18 protein-coding genes and 1 riboswitch are annotated in these 20624 nt (G+C 65.2%); of the genes, 5 read left to right on the plus strand and 13 right to left on the minus strand.

Translation table 11 applies throughout. The features are described from left to right. Positions 1–46: 46 nt before the first annotated feature. Positions 47–2791, minus strand: a complete 2745-nt coding sequence (polA, locus tag I4X03_RS16715; RefSeq protein WP_223469376.1) for a DNA polymerase I — start codon at positions 2789–2791, stop codon at positions 47–49. A 182-nt stretch (positions 2792–2973) separates the two neighbouring features. On the opposite strand from polA, the gene I4X03_RS16720 reads away from it, so the two are divergent. From I4X03_RS16720 to I4X03_RS16730, 3 genes are all read left to right on the plus strand, one after another. Next, positions 2974–3408, plus strand: a complete 435-nt coding sequence (locus tag I4X03_RS16720; RefSeq protein ID WP_223469377.1) for a hypothetical protein — start codon at positions 2974–2976, stop codon at positions 3406–3408. 85 nt (positions 3409–3493) lie between these two features. After that, positions 3494–4456 carry a homoserine kinase gene (locus I4X03_RS16725; RefSeq protein ID WP_223469378.1) on the plus strand — a complete coding sequence of 321 codons (963 nt, stop codon included), beginning with the start codon at positions 3494–3496 and terminating at the stop codon, positions 4454–4456. Next, positions 4449–5231 (plus strand): BPSS1780 family membrane protein, encoded by a 783-nt coding sequence (locus I4X03_RS16730; RefSeq protein WP_223469379.1) that lies wholly within the window; start codon positions 4449–4451, stop codon positions 5229–5231. Before I4X03_RS16725 ends, I4X03_RS16730 begins: the two co-directional genes overlap by 8 nt. A gap of 260 nt (positions 5232–5491) precedes the next feature. Here the strand turns inward: I4X03_RS16730 and I4X03_RS16735 are convergent, their stop codons facing one another. The 12 genes from I4X03_RS16735 to thiC all read right to left on the minus strand — a co-directional run bounded on the left by I4X03_RS16735 (position 5492) and on the right by thiC (position 16796). Then, positions 5492–5644: a hypothetical protein gene (locus I4X03_RS16735; protein WP_223469380.1), complete on the minus strand. Its 153-nt coding sequence runs from the start codon at positions 5642–5644 to the stop codon at positions 5492–5494. Positions 5645–5699: 55 nt separating this feature from the next. Next, positions 5700–5879, minus strand: a complete 180-nt coding sequence (locus I4X03_RS16740) for a hypothetical protein (protein ID WP_223469381.1) — start codon at positions 5877–5879, stop codon at positions 5700–5702. 54 nt (positions 5880–5933) lie between these two features. Next, entirely contained in the window at positions 5934–8240 is a 2307-nt protein-coding gene (locus I4X03_RS16745; RefSeq protein WP_223469382.1) for a UvrD-helicase domain-containing protein, read from the minus strand. Between the two features lie 96 nt (positions 8241–8336). Then, complete coding sequence (locus tag I4X03_RS16750; protein ID WP_223469383.1) at positions 8337–10259, minus strand: M56 family metallopeptidase; 1923 nt, start codon at positions 10257–10259, stop codon at positions 8337–8339. Between the two features lie 307 nt (positions 10260–10566). Continuing rightward, positions 10567–10986, minus strand: a complete 420-nt coding sequence (locus I4X03_RS16755; protein ID WP_223469384.1) for a response regulator — start codon at positions 10984–10986, stop codon at positions 10567–10569. Between the two features lies 1 nt (position 10987). Continuing rightward, a complete protein-coding gene (locus tag I4X03_RS16760; RefSeq protein WP_223469385.1) occupies positions 10988–11563 on the minus strand; it encodes a DNA-binding transcriptional response regulator in 576 nt (191 codons plus the stop codon). A gap of 284 nt (positions 11564–11847) precedes the next feature. After that, positions 11848–12480: an ANTAR domain-containing response regulator gene (locus I4X03_RS16765; protein ID WP_223469386.1), complete on the minus strand. Its 633-nt coding sequence runs from the start codon at positions 12478–12480 to the stop codon at positions 11848–11850. 34 nt (positions 12481–12514) lie between these two features. After that, positions 12515–13165, minus strand: coding sequence for a thiamine phosphate synthase (gene thiE / locus I4X03_RS16770; RefSeq protein ID WP_223469387.1), 651 nt, complete (start codon positions 13163–13165; stop codon positions 12515–12517). 15 nt (positions 13166–13180) lie between these two features. Continuing rightward, positions 13181–13921 carry a bifunctional hydroxymethylpyrimidine kinase/phosphomethylpyrimidine kinase gene (thiD, locus tag I4X03_RS16775; RefSeq protein WP_223469478.1) on the minus strand — a complete coding sequence of 247 codons (741 nt, stop codon included), beginning with the start codon at positions 13919–13921 and terminating at the stop codon, positions 13181–13183. Next, positions 13921–14700: a thiazole synthase gene (locus I4X03_RS16780; RefSeq protein ID WP_223469388.1), complete on the minus strand. Its 780-nt coding sequence runs from the start codon at positions 14698–14700 to the stop codon at positions 13921–13923. Before I4X03_RS16780 ends, thiD begins: the two co-directional genes overlap by 1 nt. Before the next feature lie 21 nt (positions 14701–14721). After that, positions 14722–14925 (minus strand): sulfur carrier protein ThiS, encoded by a 204-nt coding sequence (gene thiS, locus I4X03_RS16785; protein ID WP_223469389.1) that lies wholly within the window; start codon positions 14923–14925, stop codon positions 14722–14724. Then, on the minus strand, positions 14922–16796 hold the full coding sequence (gene thiC, locus I4X03_RS16790; protein WP_223469390.1) for a phosphomethylpyrimidine synthase ThiC: 1875 nt from the start codon (positions 16794–16796) through the stop codon (positions 14922–14924). The genes thiS and thiC overlap by 4 nt, the downstream gene beginning before the upstream one ends. 62 nt (positions 16797–16858) lie before the next feature. Next, positions 16859–16971, minus strand: a riboswitch (TPP riboswitch). Between the two features lie 178 nt (positions 16972–17149). On the opposite strand from thiC, the gene I4X03_RS16795 reads away from it, so the two are divergent. Together I4X03_RS16795 and I4X03_RS16800 are read left to right on the plus strand one after the other, a co-directional pair. Next, positions 17150–18706 carry a S8 family serine peptidase gene (locus tag I4X03_RS16795; protein ID WP_307735374.1) on the plus strand — a complete coding sequence of 519 codons (1557 nt, stop codon included), beginning with the start codon at positions 17150–17152 and terminating at the stop codon, positions 18704–18706. A 348-nt stretch (positions 18707–19054) separates the two neighbouring features. Continuing rightward, complete coding sequence (locus tag I4X03_RS16800; protein WP_223469391.1) at positions 19055–20623, plus strand: S8 family serine peptidase; 1569 nt, start codon at positions 19055–19057, stop codon at positions 20621–20623. The last annotated feature ends 1 nt before the right edge of the window (position 20624 follow it).

Raw genomic sequence — 20624 nt, forward strand, 5'->3', positions numbered from 1 at the left:
AACTTCGCTGAGATTTCGTTAGCTGACCGTCAATATTCCGTCGCGTTTAGTGCGCTTTGTCCCAATTGCTGCCCACGCCAACCTCGGCCAGCAGCGGGACCTTCAGCTGCGCGACGCCTGCCATCAGCTCCGGCAGCTTGACCTTGACGATCTCCAGTTCGCGCTCCGGCACTTCCAGCACCAGCTCGTCGTGCACTTGCATCACCATCTTTGTCGCCATGCCGGCCGTTTCGAGCCAGCCCTGCACCGCGATCATCGCCAGCTTGATCAGGTCGGCCGCCGTGCCCTGCATCGGCGCATTGATCGCGGCGCGTTCGGCGCCCTGGCGGCGCGGGCCGTTCGGGGAGTTGATCTCGGGGAGCCACAGTCTCCGTCCGAAGACCGTCTCGACGTAGCCGCGCGCCTTCGCTTGCATGCGGGTGTCGTCCATGTACTGCTTCACGCCCGAGAAGCGCGCGAAGTAGCGCTCGATGTAGCTCTGCGCAGCCGAGCGGTCGACGCCCAGGTTGGCCGCCAGCCCGAAGGCGCTCATGCCGTAGATCAGGCCGAAGTTGATGACCTTCGCGTAACGGCGCTGCTCGCTTTCGACGTCGGCCGGCGCCACGCCGAAAATCTCGGCCGCCGTCGCGCGGTGGATGTCTTCGCCATCGGCAAATGCGCGCAGCATCGCTTCGTCTTCCGAGATGTGCGCCATGATCCGCAGCTCGATCTGCGAGTAGTCGGCCGAGACGATCACGCTGCCTGGCGGCGCGACGAAGGCTTCGCGGATGCGCCGCCCTTCGGCTGTTCTGATCGGGATGTTCTGCAGGTTCGGGTCGTTCGACGACAGCCGTCCCGTCACCGCCACCGCTTGCGCGTAGTTGGTGTGCACGCGGCCAGTGGCGCGGTTGACCATCTTCGGCAGCTTGTCGGTGTAGGTCGACTTCAGCTTCGACAGGCTGCGGTGTTCAAGCAGGACCTTCGGCAGCGGGAAGTCTTCGGCCAGCTTTTGCAGCACTTCTTCGTCGGTCGATGGGGCGCCGCTCGGGGTCTTTTTAATCACCGGCAGCTGCAGCTTGCCGAAGAAGATTTCGCCGATCTGCTTGGGCGAGCCGAGGTTGAACGGGCCGCCGGCCAGTTCGTGCGCTTTCTGCTCCAGCTCCATCAGGCGCGCGCCAAGTTCGTTCGACTGCGTGTCGAGCAGCGCGGCGTCGATCAGCACGCCGTTGCGCTCGATCTTCTGCAGCACGACGGACGTCGGCAGTTCGATCTGGCGGTAGATGAAGTTGAGCTTTTCGTCGCTTTCGACGTGGCCCTTCATCGCGTGGTGCAGGCGCAGCGTGATGTCGGAGTCTTCGCCGGCGTATTCGGCCGCGCGCGACAGCTCGACCTGGTCGAAGCAGATCTGCCCCGCGCCCTTGCCGCATACGTCGGTGAACGGGATGGTGGTGTAGCCGAGGTGGCGCATCGCCAGGCCGTCCATGTCGTGCGGCTTGTGCGATTCGAACACGTACGATTGCAGCAGGGTGTCGTGCGCGATGCCGCGCAAGGTCACGCCGTGGTTGGCGAAAATGTGGCTGTCGTACTTGAGGTTCTGGCCGACCTTCGGCTTGGCCGGGTCTTCCAGCCAGGCGCGCAGCTTGCCCAGCACCAGCTCGCGCGACAGCTGTTCCGGCACGCCGGCGTAGCGGTGCGCGACCGGAATGTAGGCGCCCTTGCCCGGCTCGACGCTGAGCGAGATGCCGACCATTTCGGCCGTCATCGGGTCGAGCGAGGTGGTTTCGGTGTCGACCGAAGTCAGTTCGGCGGCGTCGATCAGCGCCAGCCATTTGTCGAGCGCCTCTTCGGTCAGCACGGTCTCGTATTCGCCACGGATGACCGGTGTCGCTGCGACGCCGAACAGGTCGCCTTCGGGCGAATTGAGCAGCACGCCACTGGCGCCCGCGTCGACCGCCGCGCCGATCTCGCGCAGCAGTGTCTTGAAGCCGTAGCGCTGGAAGAAGTCGCGCAGGCCGTCCTTGTCTTCCTCGCGCCCTACCAGCGATTCGGAGATCGACACCATGTGGCCAGAGAGGTCGCAGTCGGTCTTCACGGTGATCAAAGTGCGGCCTTGCGGCAGCCATTCAAGCGCAGTGCGCAGGTTTTCGCCAACCGCGCCGGTAATGGTGTGGTGGTTGTCGATGACGCCTTGCAGGCTGCCATGCTGCGCCAGCCATTTGAGGGCCGTCTTTGGGCCGCACTTGCTGACACCGGGGATGTTGTCGACGGTGTCGCCGATCAGCGTGAGGTAGTCGATGATGCGGTCCGGCGGCACGCCGAACTTGGCCATCACGCCGGCTTCGTCGAGCTTCTCGTTGGTCATCGTGTTGATCAGCATGACCTTGTCGTTGACCAGCTGCGCCAGGTCCTTGTCGCCGGTCGAGACGATCGTCTTCATCCCCAGCTTTGACGCCTGCACCGACAGGGTACCGATCACGTCGTCGGCCTCGACGCCGTCAACCATCAAGATAGGCCAGCCCATGTGCTTGACCGCCTCGTGGATCGGCTCGATCTGCAGGCGCAGGTCGTCCGGCATCGAGGCGCGCGTGGCCTTGTATTCGGGGTACATGTCGTCACGGAAAGTTTTGCCCTTGGCATCGAACACGCAGGCGATGTAGGCGGCCGGGTAATCCTGGCGCAGGCGGCGCAGCATGTTGACCATGCCGTGCATGGCGCCGGTCGGATGGCCGTCCGGGCTGCGCAAGTCGGGCAAGGCGTGGAACGCGCGGTACAGGTAACTGGAGCCGTCGACTAACAACAGGGTATTTTGCATAATGCCAATAAGAAGGTGGGCCGGGCCGGGCGCCGGCGAATAGCTGCCATTATCGCAGAATCGCGCATGAAGAAAACGCAACGACTCGTCGAATCATGCCCACCATATGGGGACGATTACACGCATTTTCACAGGGAAGCATTCGGTTTGTTACAATGGTCACAACGATAAAGGTGACTATCATGACGCGCACATCCCCAGCCTTGAAATTGCTTGCCCTCTTCCTTTTTGCCAATGCCGGTTCCGCGTTTGCCCAGGCCAAGCCGAGCGACGCGCCACCACGGCTCGAGCGCATCGAAGAAGGCTCGGACACGCCGGTGACCATCGTGCCGAAGCGCGAGCAGCAGCGCCGGGTGACCGAGACCCGGGATGGCGGCCAGGTCAAGGAAGTGACGGTCAAAAGCGGCAAGAGCACGTACACCATGAAGGGCCGCAACCCTGCCAGCGTGAACGAGACCAGCGTCGGCACTGGCAGCACCTTGCGTCCGCCGCAATGGCAGGTACTGGAGTTTGACCTGAGCAAAAAGAAGCAGGCACAGCGCGACGAGGAAGCAGCAGCCGCCGCGGCCGCGGCGCCGCCGGCAAATGTCCCGCCACCGCCGCCGCCAGCGAAATAACCGCGCCCCCGCCCGGCAGCCGGACCCGGCCATCGCGATGCGGTACCGGTCCATTCTCAACTGACTTTTTCTTTTTTGCGTTCACATGGCAGTTTTTACCGCGGTCGGGCTGGGTGAGCTTACCCAGTGGATCAAGCAGTTCCCACTCGGCAACGCACTTGCGCTCAGAGGCATCGCTTCCGGCATTGAGAACAGCAATTTCTTCCTGACGACCGAGCGCGGTGAGTATGTGCTCACCATCTTCGAGAACCTTGGTTTTGACCAGCTGCCGTTCTACCTCAACTTGATGAACCACCTCGCGCTGCGCGGCATTCCGGTGCCCGCGCCGGTCGCCAATGACCGTGGCGAGCTGGTAGTGCCGCTGCAGGGAAAGCCTGCCGCCATCGTCAGTAAGCTCGACGGCAGTTCGCAGATGGATCCGCAGCCGGCGCACTGCGCCGCCGTTGGCGCGATGCTCGCCAAAATGCACGTGGCCGGAAGCGACTTCCCGATGCAGCAGTCCAACCTGCGCGGCCTCGACTGGTGGAACGAGACCACGCCCGCGGTGCTGCCGTACCTGGACGACGCCGATGCCCACCTGCTGCGCGCCGAGATGCACTTCCAGCAAGCCTTCCACGGCTGCGCGCATTACGCCGCACTGCCGCGCGGCCCGATACACGCCGACCTGTTCCGCAATAACGTGATGTTCGTCGGCGAGCAGCTGACCGGCTTCTTCGATTTCTATTTCGCCGGCTGCGACACCTGGCTGTTCGATGTCGCCGTCACCGTCAACGACTGGTGCATCGACCCGGACAGCGGCGTGATCGACCGCGCGCGCGCACGCGCGATGCTCGACGCGTATCACGCCGAGCGTCCGTTCACGCACGACGAACAGGCATCCTGGCAGCCGATGCTGCGCGCCGCCGCGCTGCGCTTCTGGCTGTCACGCCTCTACGATTTCCACCTGCCGCGCGAGGCCGAGATGCTGACCCCGCACGACCCGACCCATTTTGAGCGCATCCTGCGCGAACGACTCGCCACACCGGCACCGGAGCTGTTTCATGAATAAGATACCAGCGCGCGAAGGCTGGAACTGGGTCAAGCGTGGCTTTGCCCTGTTCCGCAAGCAGCCGCTGGGCCTGGCCGCGCTGTTCTTCGGCTATGTCCTGATTACCGTCGCCCTCGGCCTGGTGCCGCTGGTCGGCAAACTGCTGTCCTACCTGCTGGTGCCGATGTTTACGGTCGCCTTCATGCAGGGCTGCGCCAACGCCGAAGCGGGCAAGCGCGTCCATCCGGGCCTGCTGCTGACGGGCTTCCGCTCGCCGCACTCCGCAACATTGTTCAAGTTGGGCATGGTCTACCTGCTGCTGGCGGTGCTGGCCATTGCCGCCTCCACGCTGGTCGATGGCGGCTTGTGGCTGCAGATCCTCTTGAACCAGGTCGAGCAGGAGGCGATCGACCCGAAGACATCGTCGGTGGGCGCGGCGATCCTGTTTACCGCCTTTGCCCAGCTGGTCACCTTCGTGCTGCTCGCGTTCACCGGACCGCTGGTTCACTGGCAGGGCATGGGCGTCGGCAAAGCGGTGTTCTACAGTGTGGTCGGGATCTTTGGCGCGGCCAAGTCGTTCGCGGTATTCGCGCTGGCGTGGTTCGGCATCAGCGCGATCATCGGCCAGGTGGTGGCGCTGATTTTTGGGCGCACGCAGATGTTCCAGACGGTGCTCATCCCGGTATCGCTGATCTACACGATCGCCGCGTTCTGCTCGTTCTTTGCGGTTTATTGCACCCTGTTCGGCGCACCGGAAGCCGAACCGGCGAAGCCGGTTGCGGCCGACGAAGCCTGACCCCGTCATTCCCGCGCAGGCGGGGATCCATGCGGCGCATTGCTCCAGCGACGACCTGTAGGTTCCCGCCTGCGCGGGAACGACGTCTAGCGGGCCACGCGTTCCAGCTTGGCCACTGACAGGTCAAGCGCCTTTATCTGGGCACGCGCATTGCCGCCGCTGCCTCCGATATTCACGGTCACGCCTTCGCCGAACTTGCTGTGCGCGACTGATTCGCCGATCCGCCAACCCCTGTTCGGCGCACCGGAAGCCTGCCCCCGTCATTCCCGCGCAGGCGGGAATCCATGCGGCGCATTGCTCCCGCCGCTGCCTTCGATATTCACGATCACGCCTTCGCCGAACTTGCTGTGCGCGACTGATTCGCCGAACCGGCAAAGCCTGAACCCGTCATTCCCGCGCAGGCGGGAATCCATGCGGCGCATTGATCCAGCGACGACCTGTAGGTTCCCGCCTGCGCGGGAACGACGTTTAGCGGGCCACGCGTTCCAGCTTGGCCACTGACAGGTCAAGCGCCTTCATCTGGGCACGCGCATTGCCGCCGCTGCCTTCTATATTCACGATCACGCCTTCGCCGAACTTGCTGTGCGCGACTGATTCGCCGAACCGGCAAAGCCTGGCCCCGTCATTCCCGCGCAGGCGGGAATCCATGCGGCGCATTGTCCAGCGACGACCTGTGGATTCCCGCCTGCGCGGAAACGACGTCTAGCGGGCCACGCGTTCCAGCTTGGCCACTGACAGGTCAAGCACCTTCATGCCGGCGCGGCCGAAGTTAATCTGGGCACGCGCATTGCCGCCGCTGCCTTCGATATTCACGATCACGCCTTCGCCGAACTTGCTGTGCGCGACTGATTCGCCGATCCGCCAACCCGGTCCGCTGGTGGACTTCTGGGTGATCTGCTGGGCGATCTTGTTGTCCGATCCGCCGTTGAACTTCGCGTCATCCCACGCCGATTTGCGGTTGCCGAACCACTGCGTCTGCACGCGCGGGGACAGCCATTTGAGCGCTTCCTCGGGCAGTTCGTCGAAGAAGCGCGACTTCATGTTGTAGCGCGTCTGGCCATGCAGCATGCGGGTCTGCGTGAAGCTCATGTACAAGCGGCGGCGCGCGCGCGTGATCGCCACGTACATCAGGCGCCGCTCTTCGTCGACGCCATCTAGCTCGCGCGAGCTGCTCTCGTGCGGGAACAAGCCTTCCTCAAGCCCGGTGATGAACACCGCGTCGAACTCCAGGCCCTTGGCCGAGTGCACCGTCATCAGCTGCAGCGCGTCCTGCCCTGCCTGCGCCTGCGCGTCGCCCGCTTCGAGCGATGCGTGCGACAGGAAAGCCGACAGTGGCGACATCACGGTGGCCAGCGGCACGTCGGCGTCGAGGATCTCGAAGCCATCCTGGTTGACGATCGCTTCACCGGCCTGCGCCTGCGCTTGCGGGCCGAGGTGCGCGGGCGCGCCCTGGCCGAAGCCTTCTTCCTGCACGAAGTGGGTTGCAGCGCTGACCATCTGCTCGAGGTTTTCGATGCGGTCTGCGCCTTCCTTTTCGTTCTGGTAGTGCGTCAGCAGGCCGCTCGATTCGAGCACCACGCGCACCATTTCCGGCAGCGACAGCTGCTGGGTCTCGAAACGCGCGCCTTCGATCAGGCGCACAAAGCTGTTCAGCGACGAGCCGCCCTTGCCTGCCACGTAAGGCACCGCCGCATACAGCGACACGCCGTACTGGTCCGCCGCAGCTTGCAGTTGCTCGATGGTGCGCATGCCGATGCCGCGGGTCGGGAAGTTCACCACCCGCAGGAACGCCGAATCGTTGTGCGGGTTATCCATCAGCTGCAGGTACGCGATGGCGTGCTTGACCTCGGCGCGCTGAAAGTAGCGCTGGCCGCCGTAGACGGTGTACGGCAGGCCGGCTGCAAACAGCGCATGCTCGATCACGCGCGACTGCGCGTTGGAGCGGTACAGGATCGCGATGTCGCTGCGCGCCGCGCCCTCTGCCATCAGGCTCTTGGCTTCCTCGATGATCCACTGCGCTTCTTCGAGGTCGGACGAGGCTTCGTAGATGCGTACCGGCTCGCCGTGGCCGGCGTCGGTGCGCAGGTTTTTGCCGAGGCGCTTGCTGTTATTGGCGATCAGCTGGTTGGCGCTGTCGAGGATGTGGCCGTGCGAGCGGTAGTTCTGCTCCAGCTTGATCAGGTTCTCGACCTGGAACTCGCGCTCGAACGCGCTCATGTTGCCGACGTTGGCGCCGCGGAAGGCGTAGATGCTCTGGTCATCGTCGCCGACCGCGAACAGCGCCCCGCCGTGGCGCTCGCCATGGCCGGCCAGCAGCTTGAGCAACCGGTATTGCAGGTCGTTGGTATCCTGGAACTCGTCGACCAGGATATGGCGGAAGCGGGTCTGGTAATGCTCGCGCAGCGGCTGGTTGCGCGACAACAGCTCGTAGCAGCGCAGCAGCAGCTCGGCGAAATCGACCACGCCTTCGCGCTGGCACTGCATGTCGTACAGCTCATACAGCTCCACCATGCGGCGCTCGATCGGATCGAACGCTTCGACCTGGCTGGCGCGCAGCCCTTGGTCCTTGGCGTTGTTGATGAAGTACATCAGGTTCTTCGGCGGGTACTTTTCGTCGTCGACGTTGTTCGCCTTGAGCAGCCGCTTGATCATCGACAGCTGGTCTTGCGAGTCGAGGATCTGGAAGGTCTGCGGTAGCGCCGCGTCGCGGTAGTGGGTGCGCAGCAAACGGTTCGACAAGCCGTGGAAGGTACCGATCCACATGCCGCGCGTGCTGATCGGCAGCATTGCCGACAGGCGCGTGGTCATCTCCTTGGCGGCCTTGTTGGTAAACGTCACCGCCATGATCCCGGCCGGCGAGACCTGGCTGGTCTGGATCAGCCAGGCGATGCGGGTGGTCAGCACGCGCGTCTTGCCCGATCCGGCACCCGCCAGGATCAGGGCGCTTTGCTGCGGCAGGGTGACGGCGGCGAGTTGTTCGGGATTGAGATTGTGGAGGAGATTTTGCATCCCGTGATTATACCGGGAGGGGTGCTTGTCCGATGCCCGAATGGGCGCCGGTCCCGCGTTGGCACAGTGACCATGCCAGCGCGGGACCGTGACGCATCAGCTTGCGCCGGAACCGGGGGCGGGCCTGGCCAGGCCGCGCGACACGGCTTCGCCGATCAGTCCGCGCACGGTCTTGCCGGCGGCGCGGCTCTCGGTTTCCATCTGCTTGCCGAGCTCGCCCATCTTCTTGCCGAGGGCTTCCATCGGACGGCCGGCCTCCTCCATCTTCGCGCCGATCGCTTCCATCGGCTTGGCGGCTTTTTCGATGTCGCGCGAATGGGCCTCGATTACCAGCGAGTAGTTTTCCATCTCGCGCGACAGGACTTCCATCTTGGCGCTCAGGCGCTCCATGTCGCGCGACAGGCTGTTGCGCTGGTCCGGGGAGGCGTCAGCCATCTTGCGGCCCAGCTTGTCCAGTTCACGGGCAAGCTTGTCCTGCTCGCGGCCCAGCGCCTGCATGTCGCGCTCGGCGTTGCGCAGCGCGGCGTTCGGCGCCGTGGCCGGCGAGACGGCCGTCATCTGACGGCCCAGCACATCCATCACCTTGCTGTGCTTGCCCATCTCCTTGCTATGCACATCCATCTGCTTGCCGAGGCGGTCGAGCGGTTCCCAGGCCGTATTGACACGGGCAAGGATGCCCGCGTCCTGCACGATGTAGGCCTTGCCGTGACGGTCGCGGAACCACAGGAACTCGCCTTTGACGGCGCTCCTCGCGGCCTTCAGGTCGTCGAAATCGTCGCTGTGGCCATTCATTCTGGTGCCGCCGCGCTCTTCGCCGCGCACGATCGCATACGACAGCTCGCCGGGTTGCTTGCTGACGCTCCATTTCGCTGGCGGGGTTGGCGGCGCCGGCGGGGCTGGCGGGGCTGGCGAGGCTGGCGGGGCCGGCGGCGCCGGCATGCTGCGGGAAGGCACTGCCGGGACCGGCGGCGGCGGCGGCACATCGGCAGCCAACGGCGCTGGCGGCGCCGGCGGCACCGGCGGAATCGACTGGGCGTGGGCATAGAAGCCGGCAAAGGCCACCGCGAGGCCAAGCGCGGGCAGCGCGGCCTTCCAGTTCAGGGGTTCGGTATCCGGGCGTACCAGGCGTTTGATGCGTGACATGAGATTTCCTCCGTGGGCAGCATGGGCAAGTTGAGGGATGGATAACTGGAACTGGTCCAGCTCGGATAATGCAAGTGCCAGGCGCCGCGGTTCGCCAAGCATGCTTGCGGCTAAATCATCTGCAATCTGTTCGCGTTCATCGCGGATGCGCCTCGACAGCCACCACACGGCCGGGTGGTAGAACAACACGATCTCGATCGCGCCCTGCACCAGGTTGACGAGGTAATCGTGGCGCCGGATATGCGCCAGTTCGTGCGCCAGCAGCGCCTCCAGCAGGTGCGGCGGCATGCCCGATATCAGCGATGCGGGCACCAGCACCACCGGACGCCACCAGCCAGCCGTGACCGGACTGTGAATATCGTCGACCAGGCCCAGCACGACCTTGCGCGCGATGCCGAAACGCCCCGCCATGCGCTCGAGGCGCGCCTGCCATGCGGGATCCGAGCGGTATTGGTGATGGCTGGTCACGCGCCGCACCCAGGCCAGGCCGACCGCCATGCGCAGCGCCAGCAGCGCCGCGCCGCACGACCACAACAGCACCACCAGCGGCAGGCGCGCCTGCAAGGCCTGCTCCCAGCCGGCCAGCAAGGCGGCCGGTTCGGCGCTGGCATTCAAGGCAATGGCTTGCGCGGTGTCGGGACCGGACAGCGGCAGGAAGGTCGCGTTCAACACCTGCACATCGGCGATGCGCTGCACCACGCCCGACAGCGGCAGCGCCGCGCACAGCAGCAGCGCGCCGCAGGCGACGGCGTAGCGCGCCTGCGGGCGGACACGGCGCATGGCGGCCAGCAGCAGCGCCGCGCCCCAGCCGATCAGCATGCCCTGCCAGACGAAGTCGAGCAACGCCCACGCCAGCGCCGGCACCAGCGCGCTCATCGTGCAACTCCAGGGGAAAGGCGGAACGTTGTCATGAAGTCTCCGTATCGTTGAATGTAGAATAAAATATCTAGATTGATTTGTCTAGAAGTTTTTTTCTACATTGATGCGGCCGATTTCAGCCGACCTGGGGCGACTTTAGACAAGGACGGGGACGGGCTCCAGCGGCGTGCGACAGACGGCGGAAAAGTGGCAACAGGCGGGCGGGATATTCCAAGATCGAGCAGCAAAGCAATTCGGGGCCCGCGCCCGGGGGGCTATCCCCGGGCGCGGACCCCGCATCGCTTCGTTGCTGGCGAAAGTCGCGTCAAGCGTCGGTATGGCCGAGGTGATGCTCTTCCCACAGCGTACGCAGCTGGTCGGTGAGCTTCAGCGGCGCCAGCGGCTTGGGGATCACGCCGATCGCGCCGACGTCGGTATAGCGCTCGATGTCGCGGGTCGTCGTCAGGCCGGTGACGAACAGCGCCGGCGTGTCGGCCAGGTGCGGCAGGTTGCGCAGGCGCGCCAGCGTCGCGATTCCGTCGAGCTCGGGCATCATGACGTCGAGCAGGATCAGGTCGGGGTGGAACCCGCGCGCGGCATCGAGTGCTTCGTGCCCCGAGCCGCAGTCGCGCACTTCCAGCTTGCCGATCACTTCGAGCACCAGCTTGGCGGTGGTGCGCACGTGCAGGTCGTCTTCGACGTACAGGATCGACTTGAGGACGGGTTCGTGAACGCGTGGTGTCATATCAATCTCCGGCAGACATATTGGTAGGAACGCCGAGCAGGCGCGAAATGGTGCTCCACAGGCTGCGCTGCGAGGTCCACGGCTTGGGCAGGAATGCCGCCACCAGGTCGCGCCAGGCCGGTTCGCGCACCGCGTGCACCAGTACCGGCGTGGCGACGATCAGCGGCATCAGCGAGGCGGCGTTGCCATCGGGGAGAGCCGGGTCGATGATGATCAGCGCGAAGATGTCGCTGCGCAGCAGTTGCTGCGCCTGCGCCAGCGTGGCGGCGTGGGTTACCCGTGCTTCCGGCGTCAGCAGCGCCGACATCACCTTGGCGGTGCCGGGGTCTTTGTCGATCAGCAGCACGCGCGGCACGCCTGCATCGCGGACGCCGTCGTCGTCGTCGGTCTTGGCCTTGGCGCGTGCCGATTCCGCCAGTTCTTTGACTTCCGCCATGAACCAGATGCTGGCCGTCAAACGCGGGTCCTGGCTAACCGGCAGGCTACAGCGTGGCGCCGCAGGGGCGCGCCGCAACAGGTGCGCCGCGTCGGTGCGGCCACGGACTGCGCTATGAGTTGGTTGGTTTGCCGCTTTCATGAGAGTCCTTTCTGGACGATCGAAGTCCCGGACCGAAAGCGGCATGGCCGCAGCGCTGCCATGGATAGGCAGCAAGGAACGATTCGGGATGAACAATCGGCGGAGCTGGGCCGAGATGAAGACGTCGGCCGCGAGGGAAAGGCGGCGCTGGTAATACGGCGAACGGCGGGTAGCGGCCGCTCGCTGGTCCTGGAGACCACAAGCGAAGTCTACCGGAAACGGGCGCTCAACGCGCAGTTTGGGTATTTATATTTTACAATCGTCGCAATAAACAGACTCGATCGCTACTTCGCCTTGAGACGGCTTGCAAATCCAACATGCAAACTGTTTAACGTTTCTTCCGCTGCAAGTAACTGGTCGGCCACTTCATTGATTTTGCGGCGGCTCGAGCGCGCATGGTCGCGCAGCACCTCGAAGGCGGTGTTGCGGTCGGTCTGGAACTTGCCCATCAGCAGGCCGACAGCCAGGCTGGTCTCGCGGCCGGCGGCGAGCGCGGCATTGAGATTGGTTTCGGTGCGGCGCAGCTGGCGGATCTCGTCGGCGCGCGCCAGGCCCGCCTCAAAGGCGGCCATCAGCTGCTCGGCGTCGACCGGCTTGACGACATACCCTACTGCTCCGTACGCGGCGGCCTGCCTGGCCGAATCGGTGTCGCCGATCGCCGACAGGAACATGAACGGCACCGTGGTCAGTTCGTTCAGGTGGCGCGCCAGCTCCAGCCCGGTCATGCCGGGCATGGTGATATCGAGCAGCGCCAGGTCGGGTTCGCGCGCTTCGATCTGGGCGATCGCCTGCGCGCCGGACGACGCGGACACCGTGTCGTAGCCGGCATGGCGCAGCACTTCACCGATGAATTGCAACAGGATGGCATCGTCGTCGACGATCAGGATGCGTCTTTTGACAGCGGGCGAGGAAGTCATTCTTGAAGTCCCTAATCATCGAAATGTGAACTGATTATACGGCGGCTCCCTGGTTTGCGCAGTTTTTCGGGCGCCCGGCGAACAGCGCGTCGAACTCGCACACCACCGCGCCCGGCACCGGCGCCGCATACACGCTGCTGATCGCCGCCACCATGTCGGCGCCGCGCGCCACCAGCGGCGCGGCGTTCTCGGGCGTCATCCCGCCGATGACAACCAGCGGCAGCGCGATGCCGGCCTTGGCCAGGTCGATGATGGAGGGCTCGGTCCGGAAGCTGTACTGCTTCACGCGCGACGGATAAAAGCCGCCAAACGCCACGTAGCTGGCGCCCTCGCGCTGGGCCGCGCGCGCCAGCGCCAGGTCGCCGTAGCATGACGCGCCGACGATCTTGCCGGGACCGAGCGTTGCGCGCGCCTGCGCGACGGAGACATCGGTGCCGCCCACATGGACGCCGTCGGCGTCGAGCGTCAGGCAAAGTTCGACATGGTCGTTGATGATCAAAGGGCGATGATAGCGGCGGCATAGCGCCAGCAGCGCGGCGGCCTGCTCCAGCCGCAGCGCGGGGCTGGCGCCCTTGTGCCGGTACTGCAGCATGGCCGCGCCGGCGTGCAGCGCGCTGCGCGTGATGTCGACCAGCCGGCCGGTGTCGTCCCAGTCGGGGGTGACGAGGTAAAGTCCCTGGTGCATGGTGTATGTGTCCCTTTAAATGAAATGCGCACTGCGGTTGGGGATGCGCTGGCCGGGGCCGAGCGCGAACGACGCCGCCAGGGCGCCATGGCAGTAGGCCTGGGCGCGCTGCAGCGCCTGTGCGACCGGTTCGCCCAGCGCCAGCCGGCCGGCGATGGCCGCCGCCAGCGTACAGCCGCTGCCATGGAAGCTGCCAGCCAGCCGCGGCCAGGCCCAGTCGCGCGATTCGCCTTCGCCCTGCCAGCGGTTGATTACGGTGGGTCCGCCGCCGTGGCCGCCGGTGACCAGCAGGTGCGGAAAGCGCGCGCCGGCCAGCGCGCGCGCCTCGGGCAGGTTCGGCACCACCACGGTGGCCAGCGCCAGCAAGGGTGCGATGACTTGCAGCGGATCGCCGCGCGCCAGCAGGTCGCCATGGCCGCTGGCCAGCACCGGGTCGAGTACCAGCGGCAGATCCGGCATGTCTTCGCGCAGCCTGAGGATCACCGCGGCAATCGCCTCGGCATTGGCGCGGTTGCCCGGAATGCCGACCTTGACGACCTTGATGTCGCAGCTCGCTGCCAGCACGCGCGCCTGGCGCCGCAGCAGGCAGGCGTCGACCGGCTCCACCTCGAACACCCGGTTATGGTCCTGCACCGTCAGCGCCGTCACAATCGGCAGCGCATGCGCGCCCTGCGCGGCGATCGCCTGGATGTCGGCCGCGATGCCGGCCCCGCCGGACGGATCGAGGCCGGAAAACACCAGCACGGCTGGCCGCATCACTGCAGCCGTCCCGCCATCGGCGACGACGGCGACGCGCTGAACTTGCGCGCCATGCGCCCGGCCAGGAAAGCTTCGCGCCCGGCCAGCACCCCGAGCCGCATCGCGCGCGCCATGCGCACCGGGTCCTGCGCCATGGCGATCGCGCTGTTCATCAGCACCCCGTCGCAGCCCAGCTCCATGGCGATGGCGGCGTCCGACGCGGTACCGACGCCGGCGTCGACCAGCACCGGCACCTTGGCCTGCTCGATGATCAAGGACAGGTTCCACGGGTTGAGGATGCCCATGCCGGAGCCGATCAGCGACGCCAGCGGCATCACCGCCACGCAGCCGATTTCTTCCAGCAGGCGCGCCTGCACCGGGTCGTCGCTGCAGTAGACCATCACGTCGAAGCCGTCGCGCACCAGCGTCTCGGCGGCGATCAGGGTTTCGGGCATGTTCGGGAACAGGCTCTTGTCGTCGCCCAGCACTTCGAGCTTGACCAGCTTGCGCCCGTCCAGCAGTTCGCGCGCCATCTGCAGCGTGTACACCGCGTCCATCGCGTTGTAGCAGCCGGCGGTGTTGGGCAGGATCGTGTACTGGCTCGGCGGCAGCACGTCGAGCAGGCTCGGCGCATTCGGGTCCTGGCCGATGTTGACGCGGCGGATCGCGACGGTGACGATCTGCGCTCCGGCCGCGTCGGTCGCTTCGCGCGTTTGCGCCAGGTCGCGGTATTTGCCGCTGCCGACCAGCAGGCGCGAGCTGTATTCAACGCCCGCGATGGTGAGTTTGTCGTTCATGTGTGAAGTCTCCTGTGATGTTCAGCCGCCGCCGATGGCGCGCACGATGTCGACCTGGTCGCCGCCGCGCAGCTGGCACGCATGCCACTGCTGGCGCGGCACCACCGTGCGGTTGACGGCCAGCGCCAGCGGCTGGCCGGCCAGGTCAAGCTGCGCGACCAGGTCGAGCAAGGTGCAGGCCGGCGCCACCTCGCGCGCTTCGCCGTTGACGTCAACCGTGGTCATGGCGCCTCCTTCGGATACAGCCGCGCGCCGCCCTTGACGAATTCGATCGCCTTTTCCTGCATGCCGGCCCTGGCGTATTCGCGCACTTCCTGGGTGATCTTCATCGAACAGAAGTGTGGGCCGCACATGGAGCAGAAGTGGGCGACCTTGGCCGAATCCTTCGGCAAGGTCGCGTCATGGAAGGCCCGCGCCTTGTCCGGGTCCAGCCCCAGGTTGAACTGGTCTTCCCAGCGGAACTCGAAGCGCGCCTTCGACAGCGCGTTGTCGCGCAGCTGCGCGCCCGGGTGGCCCTTGGCCAGGTCGGCCGCGTGGGCGGCGATCTTGTAGGTGATGATGCCCTCCTTGACGTCGTCCTTGCCGGGCAGGCCGAGGTGCTCCTTCGGCGTCACGTAGCACAGCATCGCGGTGCCGTACCAGCCGATCTGCGCGGCGCCGATGCCAGAAGTGATGTGGTCGTAGCCCGGCGCGATGTCGGTCGTCAATGGTCCCAGCGTGTAGAACGGCGCCTCGTGGCACTGCTCCAGCTGCAGGTCCATGTTCTCTTTGATGAGCTGCATCGGCACGTGGCCGGGACCCTCGATCATGGTCTGCACGTCGTGCTTCCAGGCGACCTGGGTCAGTTCGCCCAGCGTCTTCAGCTCGGCCAGCTGGGCTTCGTCGTTGGCGTCGTAGATCGACCCGGGACGCAGGCCGTCGCCAAGGCTGAACGAGACGTCGTAGGCCTTCATGATCTGGCAGATGTCCTCGAAGTGCGTGTACAGGAACGACTCCTGGTGATGCGCCAGGCACCACTTGGCCATGATCGAGCCGCCGCGCGAGACGATGCCGGTGAGGCGGTTGGCCGTCATCGGCACGTAGCGCAGCAGCACCCCGGCGTGGATCGTGAAGTAGTCGACGCCCTGCTCGGCCTGCTCGATCAGGGTGTCGCGGTAGATTTCCCAGCTCAGGTCTTCGGCCTTGCCGTTGACCTTTTCGAGCGCCTGGTAGAGCGGCACCGTGCCGATCGGCACCGGGCTGTTGCGGATGATCCATTCGCGCGTTTCGTGGATGTGTTTGCCGGTCGACAGGTCCATCACGTTGTCGGCGCCCCAGCGGATCGCCCAGGTCATCTTCTCGACCTCTTCGCCGATCGACGAGGTCACCGCCGAGTTGCCGATGTTGGCGTTGATCTTCACGAGGAAATTGCGGCCGATGATCATCGGCTCGACTTCCGGGTGGTTGATGTTGGCCGGAATGATCGCGCGGCCGCGCGCCACTTCCGAGCGCACGAATTCGGGCGTGATTTCGCCGGGCATGGCGGCGCCGAACGACTGGCCCGAATGCTGGCGGCCCAGCAGCGCGGCGGTGCGGCGCCCGAGCGGACCGGCTTGCTCCAGCTGGGCCAGGTATTGCTTGCGGTGCAGGTTTTCGCGCAGGGCGACAAATTCCATTTCGGCGGTGACGATGCCGTGGCGCGCGTAATGCATCTGGGTGACATTGGCGCCAGGCAGCGCGCGGCGCGGCGCGCGCGCCAGCGCAAAGCGCATCTGCGCAAGCGCCGGGTCGTCCATGCGGGCGCGGCCGTAGTCGGAGCTCGGGCCGGGCAGCGCTTCGGTGTCGCCGCGCGCCAGGATCCACGGGGTGCGCGGGGTGGTCAAGCCGGCCCGGATATCGATCGCGACGGCCGGGTCGGTGTACGGGCCGGAGGTGTCGTAGAGGAAGATCGGCGGGTTGTCCTCGCCGCCGGAGGCCGACTGGCTGACCGAGCGCATCGGCACGCGGATGTCGGGCCGGCTGCCTTCGAGGTAGACCTTGGTGGAATTGGGAAACGGCGCAATCGCCGCCTGGTCGACCGTGGCGGTGGCCGGGTCAAATTTTACTTGGGCATTCATGTGGCTCCTTTGCGTGCAGGAGCCAGCAAAGGAGCGCCGGCCTGCCACGCGGTAGGTGCGCGGCCAGGCTCGACATGCTTCCCTTCGCTGGCATTATCCAGATCAGGTTCAGAGGGTGTTTCTCACCCGCGCCTCGCGACAACCGTCGCGATTTGCAGGACCCCTAGCGTGTGCCGCCTTGCGGCAGCGCGGAAATTATAACGTGTGGCGAAGCGATCAACATGGTTTTTCTGTCACGGTGACCGAACTGGTCAAGCGTGCGGCAGCGGACGGCACATAAAACACAAGGGCACGCTGAATCGGCGGGGGTAGGATCGAACGGTCACAGCAACGACTTCCACAGGGAGACACACATGAATCAGCTACTCATTGGGGCATCGACCTTCACCGCGGCCATCCTGGCGCTTGGCGTCGCCGGCGCCGGCGCGGCCCGCGCAGCGGCGCCCGAGACCACCCGGGTTGTCGTGGCGTTCAAGCCGGGCGCCGCGGCGCCGGTGAAGGCGGCGGTGGGCGCGGCGCGCGGCCAGGTCAAGCGCGATCTCCCGGGCATGAATGCGATCGCCGTCGAGATTCCGGCGCGCGCCCTGCGCGGCCTGCGCAACAACCCGCAGATTGAATTCATCGAAGAAGACGTCAAGCGCTATCCGCTCGCGCTGGCGGCGCCGTCGAACAAGCCCTACCTGCCGGGACAGCTTGTCCCCTACGGCATCCGCATGGTCCAGGCCGACCAATTGCCCGACAACTACGCCGCCAACCGCATGGTGTGCATCATCGACTCGGGCTATGACCGCGCGCACGAAGACCTGGCGGGCAACAGCGCCAGCGGCGTCTACGACGCGGGCACCGGCTGGTGGCATACCGATGAGAATCATCATGGCACCCACGTGGCCGGCACCGTCGCGGCGATCAACAACTCGGGCACCGGCGTCGTCGGCGTGGCGCCCAACCGCCAGCTCAGGCTGCACATCGTCAAGGTGTTCGGCGCCGAGGGCTGGGCCTATTCGTCGACGCTGGCTGCGGCCGCCAACCAGTGCGGCAGTGCCGGCGCCAACGTGATCAGCATGTCGCTGGGCGGCGCGCGCCCCAGCCAGCTTGAAATCCGCGCTTTCATGGCATTGGCCAGCAAGGGCGTGTTGTCGGTCGCGGCGGCCGGCAACGATGGCAACCGGGCTATTTCGTACCCGGCCGGCTATCCGAGCGTGGTGATGGTCGGCGCGCTGGACCAGAACAAGGCCTGGGCCGCGTTCTCGCAGTTCAACAGCAAGGTTGAGCTGTCGGCGCCAGGGGTGGGCGTGCTGTCGACGGTACCGATGGGCGGCGGCGCCGAGGCCAGCCTGACGGTCGGCCGCAGCGCCTACGCGCCGGGCACGATGGCAGGTTCGCCGTTCGCCAGCGCCAGCGCGCCGCTGGCCGATTTCGGGCTGGGCGACGCGGTTGATGCTGCGCTCAACGGCAAAGTTTGCCTGATCGCGCGCGGGTCGGTCGACTTCGCGACCAAGGTGGCGAACTGCCAGCGCAGCGGCGGGGTCGCTGCGGTGGTCTACAACAATGTGCCAGGCGGCTTCAGCGGAACGCTGGGCGCCACTGTCACGTCGATTCCGTCAGTGAGCGCCGCCGATACCGAAGGCGCGGCGATGATGGGGCAGCTGGGCCAGCTGGCCACGGTCGCGGTCAAGCCGGTCCACTATGCCTATTACGACGGCACTTCGATGGCGACGCCGCATGTCGCCGCCGTTGCGGCGCTGGTGTGGAGCTATTTCCCAAGCTGTACGGCGGCACAGTTGCGCTCGTCGCTGGGAAAGAGTGCCCAGGACCTCGGAGCGCCCGGGCGCGATGAGCGCTACGGTCATGGGCTGGTGCAGGCCAAAGCCGCATATGACCGCATCAACACCCTCGGGTGCGGCAACTGACGACCCGCCCTCCTCAAAAAAAAAGACGCTGCGGCGTCTTTTTTTCTTTCGTAAAGTTTCCCCAGAGACATAAATAGTACTTTAATAACATCTTTAACTGCCTGGGCGCAAAATAATATCACCAATTCTATCCAAGCAATTTTGCTAAACGCAAAAACTAAAACTTTTCTTGAGCAATACAACATGCTGCGGTGCGATCTGCTGAGTTCGATTGATTTTGCGTAAATTTTCCAAATACACTGGGCCATTGCTGTTCCATAAATGGTCGGCAAAGGTTCAATAAAACCACGCCCAAGGGCCATCAGAGCCGCGGCGTTTACAACTATTTTCTATCGGAGAAGATTCATGATGCAAAGCAAGACTCGCATGTCCACCATCGCCCTCGCAGTCAAGATGGTCGTTGCAACCACCGCTTTCGGCGTGATGGGCGCCGCATCCGCAGCCGCTCCTGACACCACCCGCGTCATCGTCGCCTTCAAGCCAGGCGCAAAAGCCAACGTCAAGGCGGCCGTCGCTGCCGCCAAAGGCAATGTCAAACACGAAATTTTCGGCATGGACGCAATGGCGATCGAAGTGCCGGCCGTGGCGCTGAAGGGCCTGCAGAACAATCCGAACGTGCAGTATGTCGAAGAAGACGTGATCCGCAAGCCATTCGCGCTGACCTCGCCATCGACTGGCACCCCCTATGCGACAGGACAGCTGGTTCCTTACGGTATCAAGATGGTCCAGGCCGATCAGTTGCCTGACACCAACGCGACCAACCGCAAGGTCTGCATCATCGACTCCGGCATGAACCGCGACCACGAAGACCTGGTCGGCAACGTCGTGACCGGCGAATACGACGCTGGCACCGGCTGGTGGTACAACGACGAAGATGGCCACGGCACCCACGTCGCCGGCACCATCGCCGCGGTCAACAACAGCGGCGTCGGCGTGGTCGGCGTGAACGCCAACAAGAAACTCAAGCTGCACATCGTCAAGGTGTTCGGCGCGAACGGCTGGGCTTACTCGTCGACGCTGGCGTCGGCCGCCAACAAGTGCGGCGCAGCCGGTTCGAACGTCATCAGCATGTCGCTGGGCGGCGGCCGCAAGACCAAAACCGAAGAAAACGCGTTCAACTCGCTGCAATCGAAAGGCGTACTGTCGATCGCCGCAGCAGGCAACGACGGCAACACCGTGATCTCCTACCCGGCGGGCTATGCCAGCGTCATGATGGTTGGCGCGCTGGACGAGAACAAGGCATGGGCCACCTTCTCGCAGTACAACAGCGCAGTAGAAATTTCCGGTCCTGGCGTAGCGGTGCTGTCGACCGTCCCGATGGGCACGGGTTCGGAAGCGGTGCTGACGGTTGGCACCACCAGCTACGCTCCGGGCGCAATGGAAGGTTCGCCAGCAGTGGTCCGCACCGGCGCGCTGGCTGACTTCGGCATTGGCGACCAGGTCAATGCCTCGGTCTCGGGCAAGGTCTGCCTGATCGCGCGCGGCACCGTCGACTTCGCTACCAAGGTATCGAACTGCCAGGCTTCGGGCGGCGTTGGCGCAGTCGTCTATAACAACGTGGCAGGCGCGTTCGGCGGCACCCTGGGCACCACCGTGACCAGCATTCCTTCGGTAACGGCCACCGATGTGGAAGGCGCGGCGATGGCGAACCAGCTGGGCCAGTCGGCAACGGTCGGCATCAAGGCGTCGAACTACGCTTACTTCGACGGCACCTCGATGGCAACGCCGCACGTATCGGCAGTGGCAGCCCTGGTGTGGAGCTACTTCCCAACCTGCACCGGCGCACAGATCCGCAGCTCGCTCACCAAGAGCGCTGAAGACCTGGGCACCGCTGGCCGCGACACCAAGTACGGCTTCGGCCTGGTACGCGCCAAGGCGGCTTACGACCGTATCGCCTCCCTGGGTTGCGGTAACTAAG

Origin of the sequence: Massilia soli, from assembly GCF_016809835.1 — a bacterium.
Lineage (GTDB): Bacteria > Pseudomonadota > Gammaproteobacteria > Burkholderiales > Burkholderiaceae_D > Telluria_A > Telluria_A soli.

Excerpts from the sequence above, each read along its gene's own strand:
- polA (WP_223469376.1), bottom strand. The coding sequence starts at position 2,791 with ATGCAAAATACCCTGTTGTTAGTCGACGGCTCCAGTTACCTGTACCGC.
- I4X03_RS16720 (WP_223469377.1), top strand. The coding sequence starts at position 2,974 with ATGACGCGCACATCCCCAGCCTTGAAATTGCTTGCCCTCTTCCTTTTT.
- I4X03_RS16725 (WP_223469378.1), top strand. The coding sequence starts at position 3,494 with ATGGCAGTTTTTACCGCGGTCGGGCTGGGTGAGCTTACCCAGTGGATC.
- I4X03_RS16730 (WP_223469379.1), top strand. The coding sequence starts at position 4,449 with ATGAATAAGATACCAGCGCGCGAAGGCTGGAACTGGGTCAAGCGTGGC.
- I4X03_RS16735 (WP_223469380.1), bottom strand. The coding sequence starts at position 5,644 with ATGGATTCCCGCCTGCGCGGGAATGACGGGTTCAGGCTTTGCCGGTTC.
- I4X03_RS16740 (WP_223469381.1), bottom strand. The coding sequence starts at position 5,879 with ATGGATTCCCGCCTGCGCGGGAATGACGGGGCCAGGCTTTGCCGGTTC.
- I4X03_RS16745 (WP_223469382.1), bottom strand. The coding sequence starts at position 8,240 with ATGCAAAATCTCCTCCACAATCTCAATCCCGAACAACTCGCCGCCGTC.
- I4X03_RS16750 (WP_223469383.1), bottom strand. The coding sequence starts at position 10,259 with ATGAGCGCGCTGGTGCCGGCGCTGGCGTGGGCGTTGCTCGACTTCGTC.
- I4X03_RS16755 (WP_223469384.1), bottom strand. The coding sequence starts at position 10,986 with ATGACACCACGCGTTCACGAACCCGTCCTCAAGTCGATCCTGTACGTC.
- I4X03_RS16760 (WP_223469385.1), bottom strand. The coding sequence starts at position 11,563 with ATGAAAGCGGCAAACCAACCAACTCATAGCGCAGTCCGTGGCCGCACC.
- I4X03_RS16765 (WP_223469386.1), bottom strand. The coding sequence starts at position 12,480 with ATGACTTCCTCGCCCGCTGTCAAAAGACGCATCCTGATCGTCGACGAC.
- thiE (WP_223469387.1), bottom strand. The coding sequence starts at position 13,165 with ATGCACCAGGGACTTTACCTCGTCACCCCCGACTGGGACGACACCGGC.
- thiD (WP_223469478.1), bottom strand. The coding sequence starts at position 13,921 with ATGCGGCCAGCCGTGCTGGTGTTTTCCGGCCTCGATCCGTCCGGCGGG.
- I4X03_RS16780 (WP_223469388.1), bottom strand. The coding sequence starts at position 14,700 with ATGAACGACAAACTCACCATCGCGGGCGTTGAATACAGCTCGCGCCTG.
- thiS (WP_223469389.1), bottom strand. The coding sequence starts at position 14,925 with ATGACCACGGTTGACGTCAACGGCGAAGCGCGCGAGGTGGCGCCGGCC.
- thiC (WP_223469390.1), bottom strand. The coding sequence starts at position 16,796 with ATGAATGCCCAAGTAAAATTTGACCCGGCCACCGCCACGGTCGACCAG.
- I4X03_RS16795 (WP_307735374.1), top strand. The coding sequence starts at position 17,150 with ATGAATCAGCTACTCATTGGGGCATCGACCTTCACCGCGGCCATCCTG.
- I4X03_RS16800 (WP_223469391.1), top strand. The coding sequence starts at position 19,055 with ATGCAAAGCAAGACTCGCATGTCCACCATCGCCCTCGCAGTCAAGATG.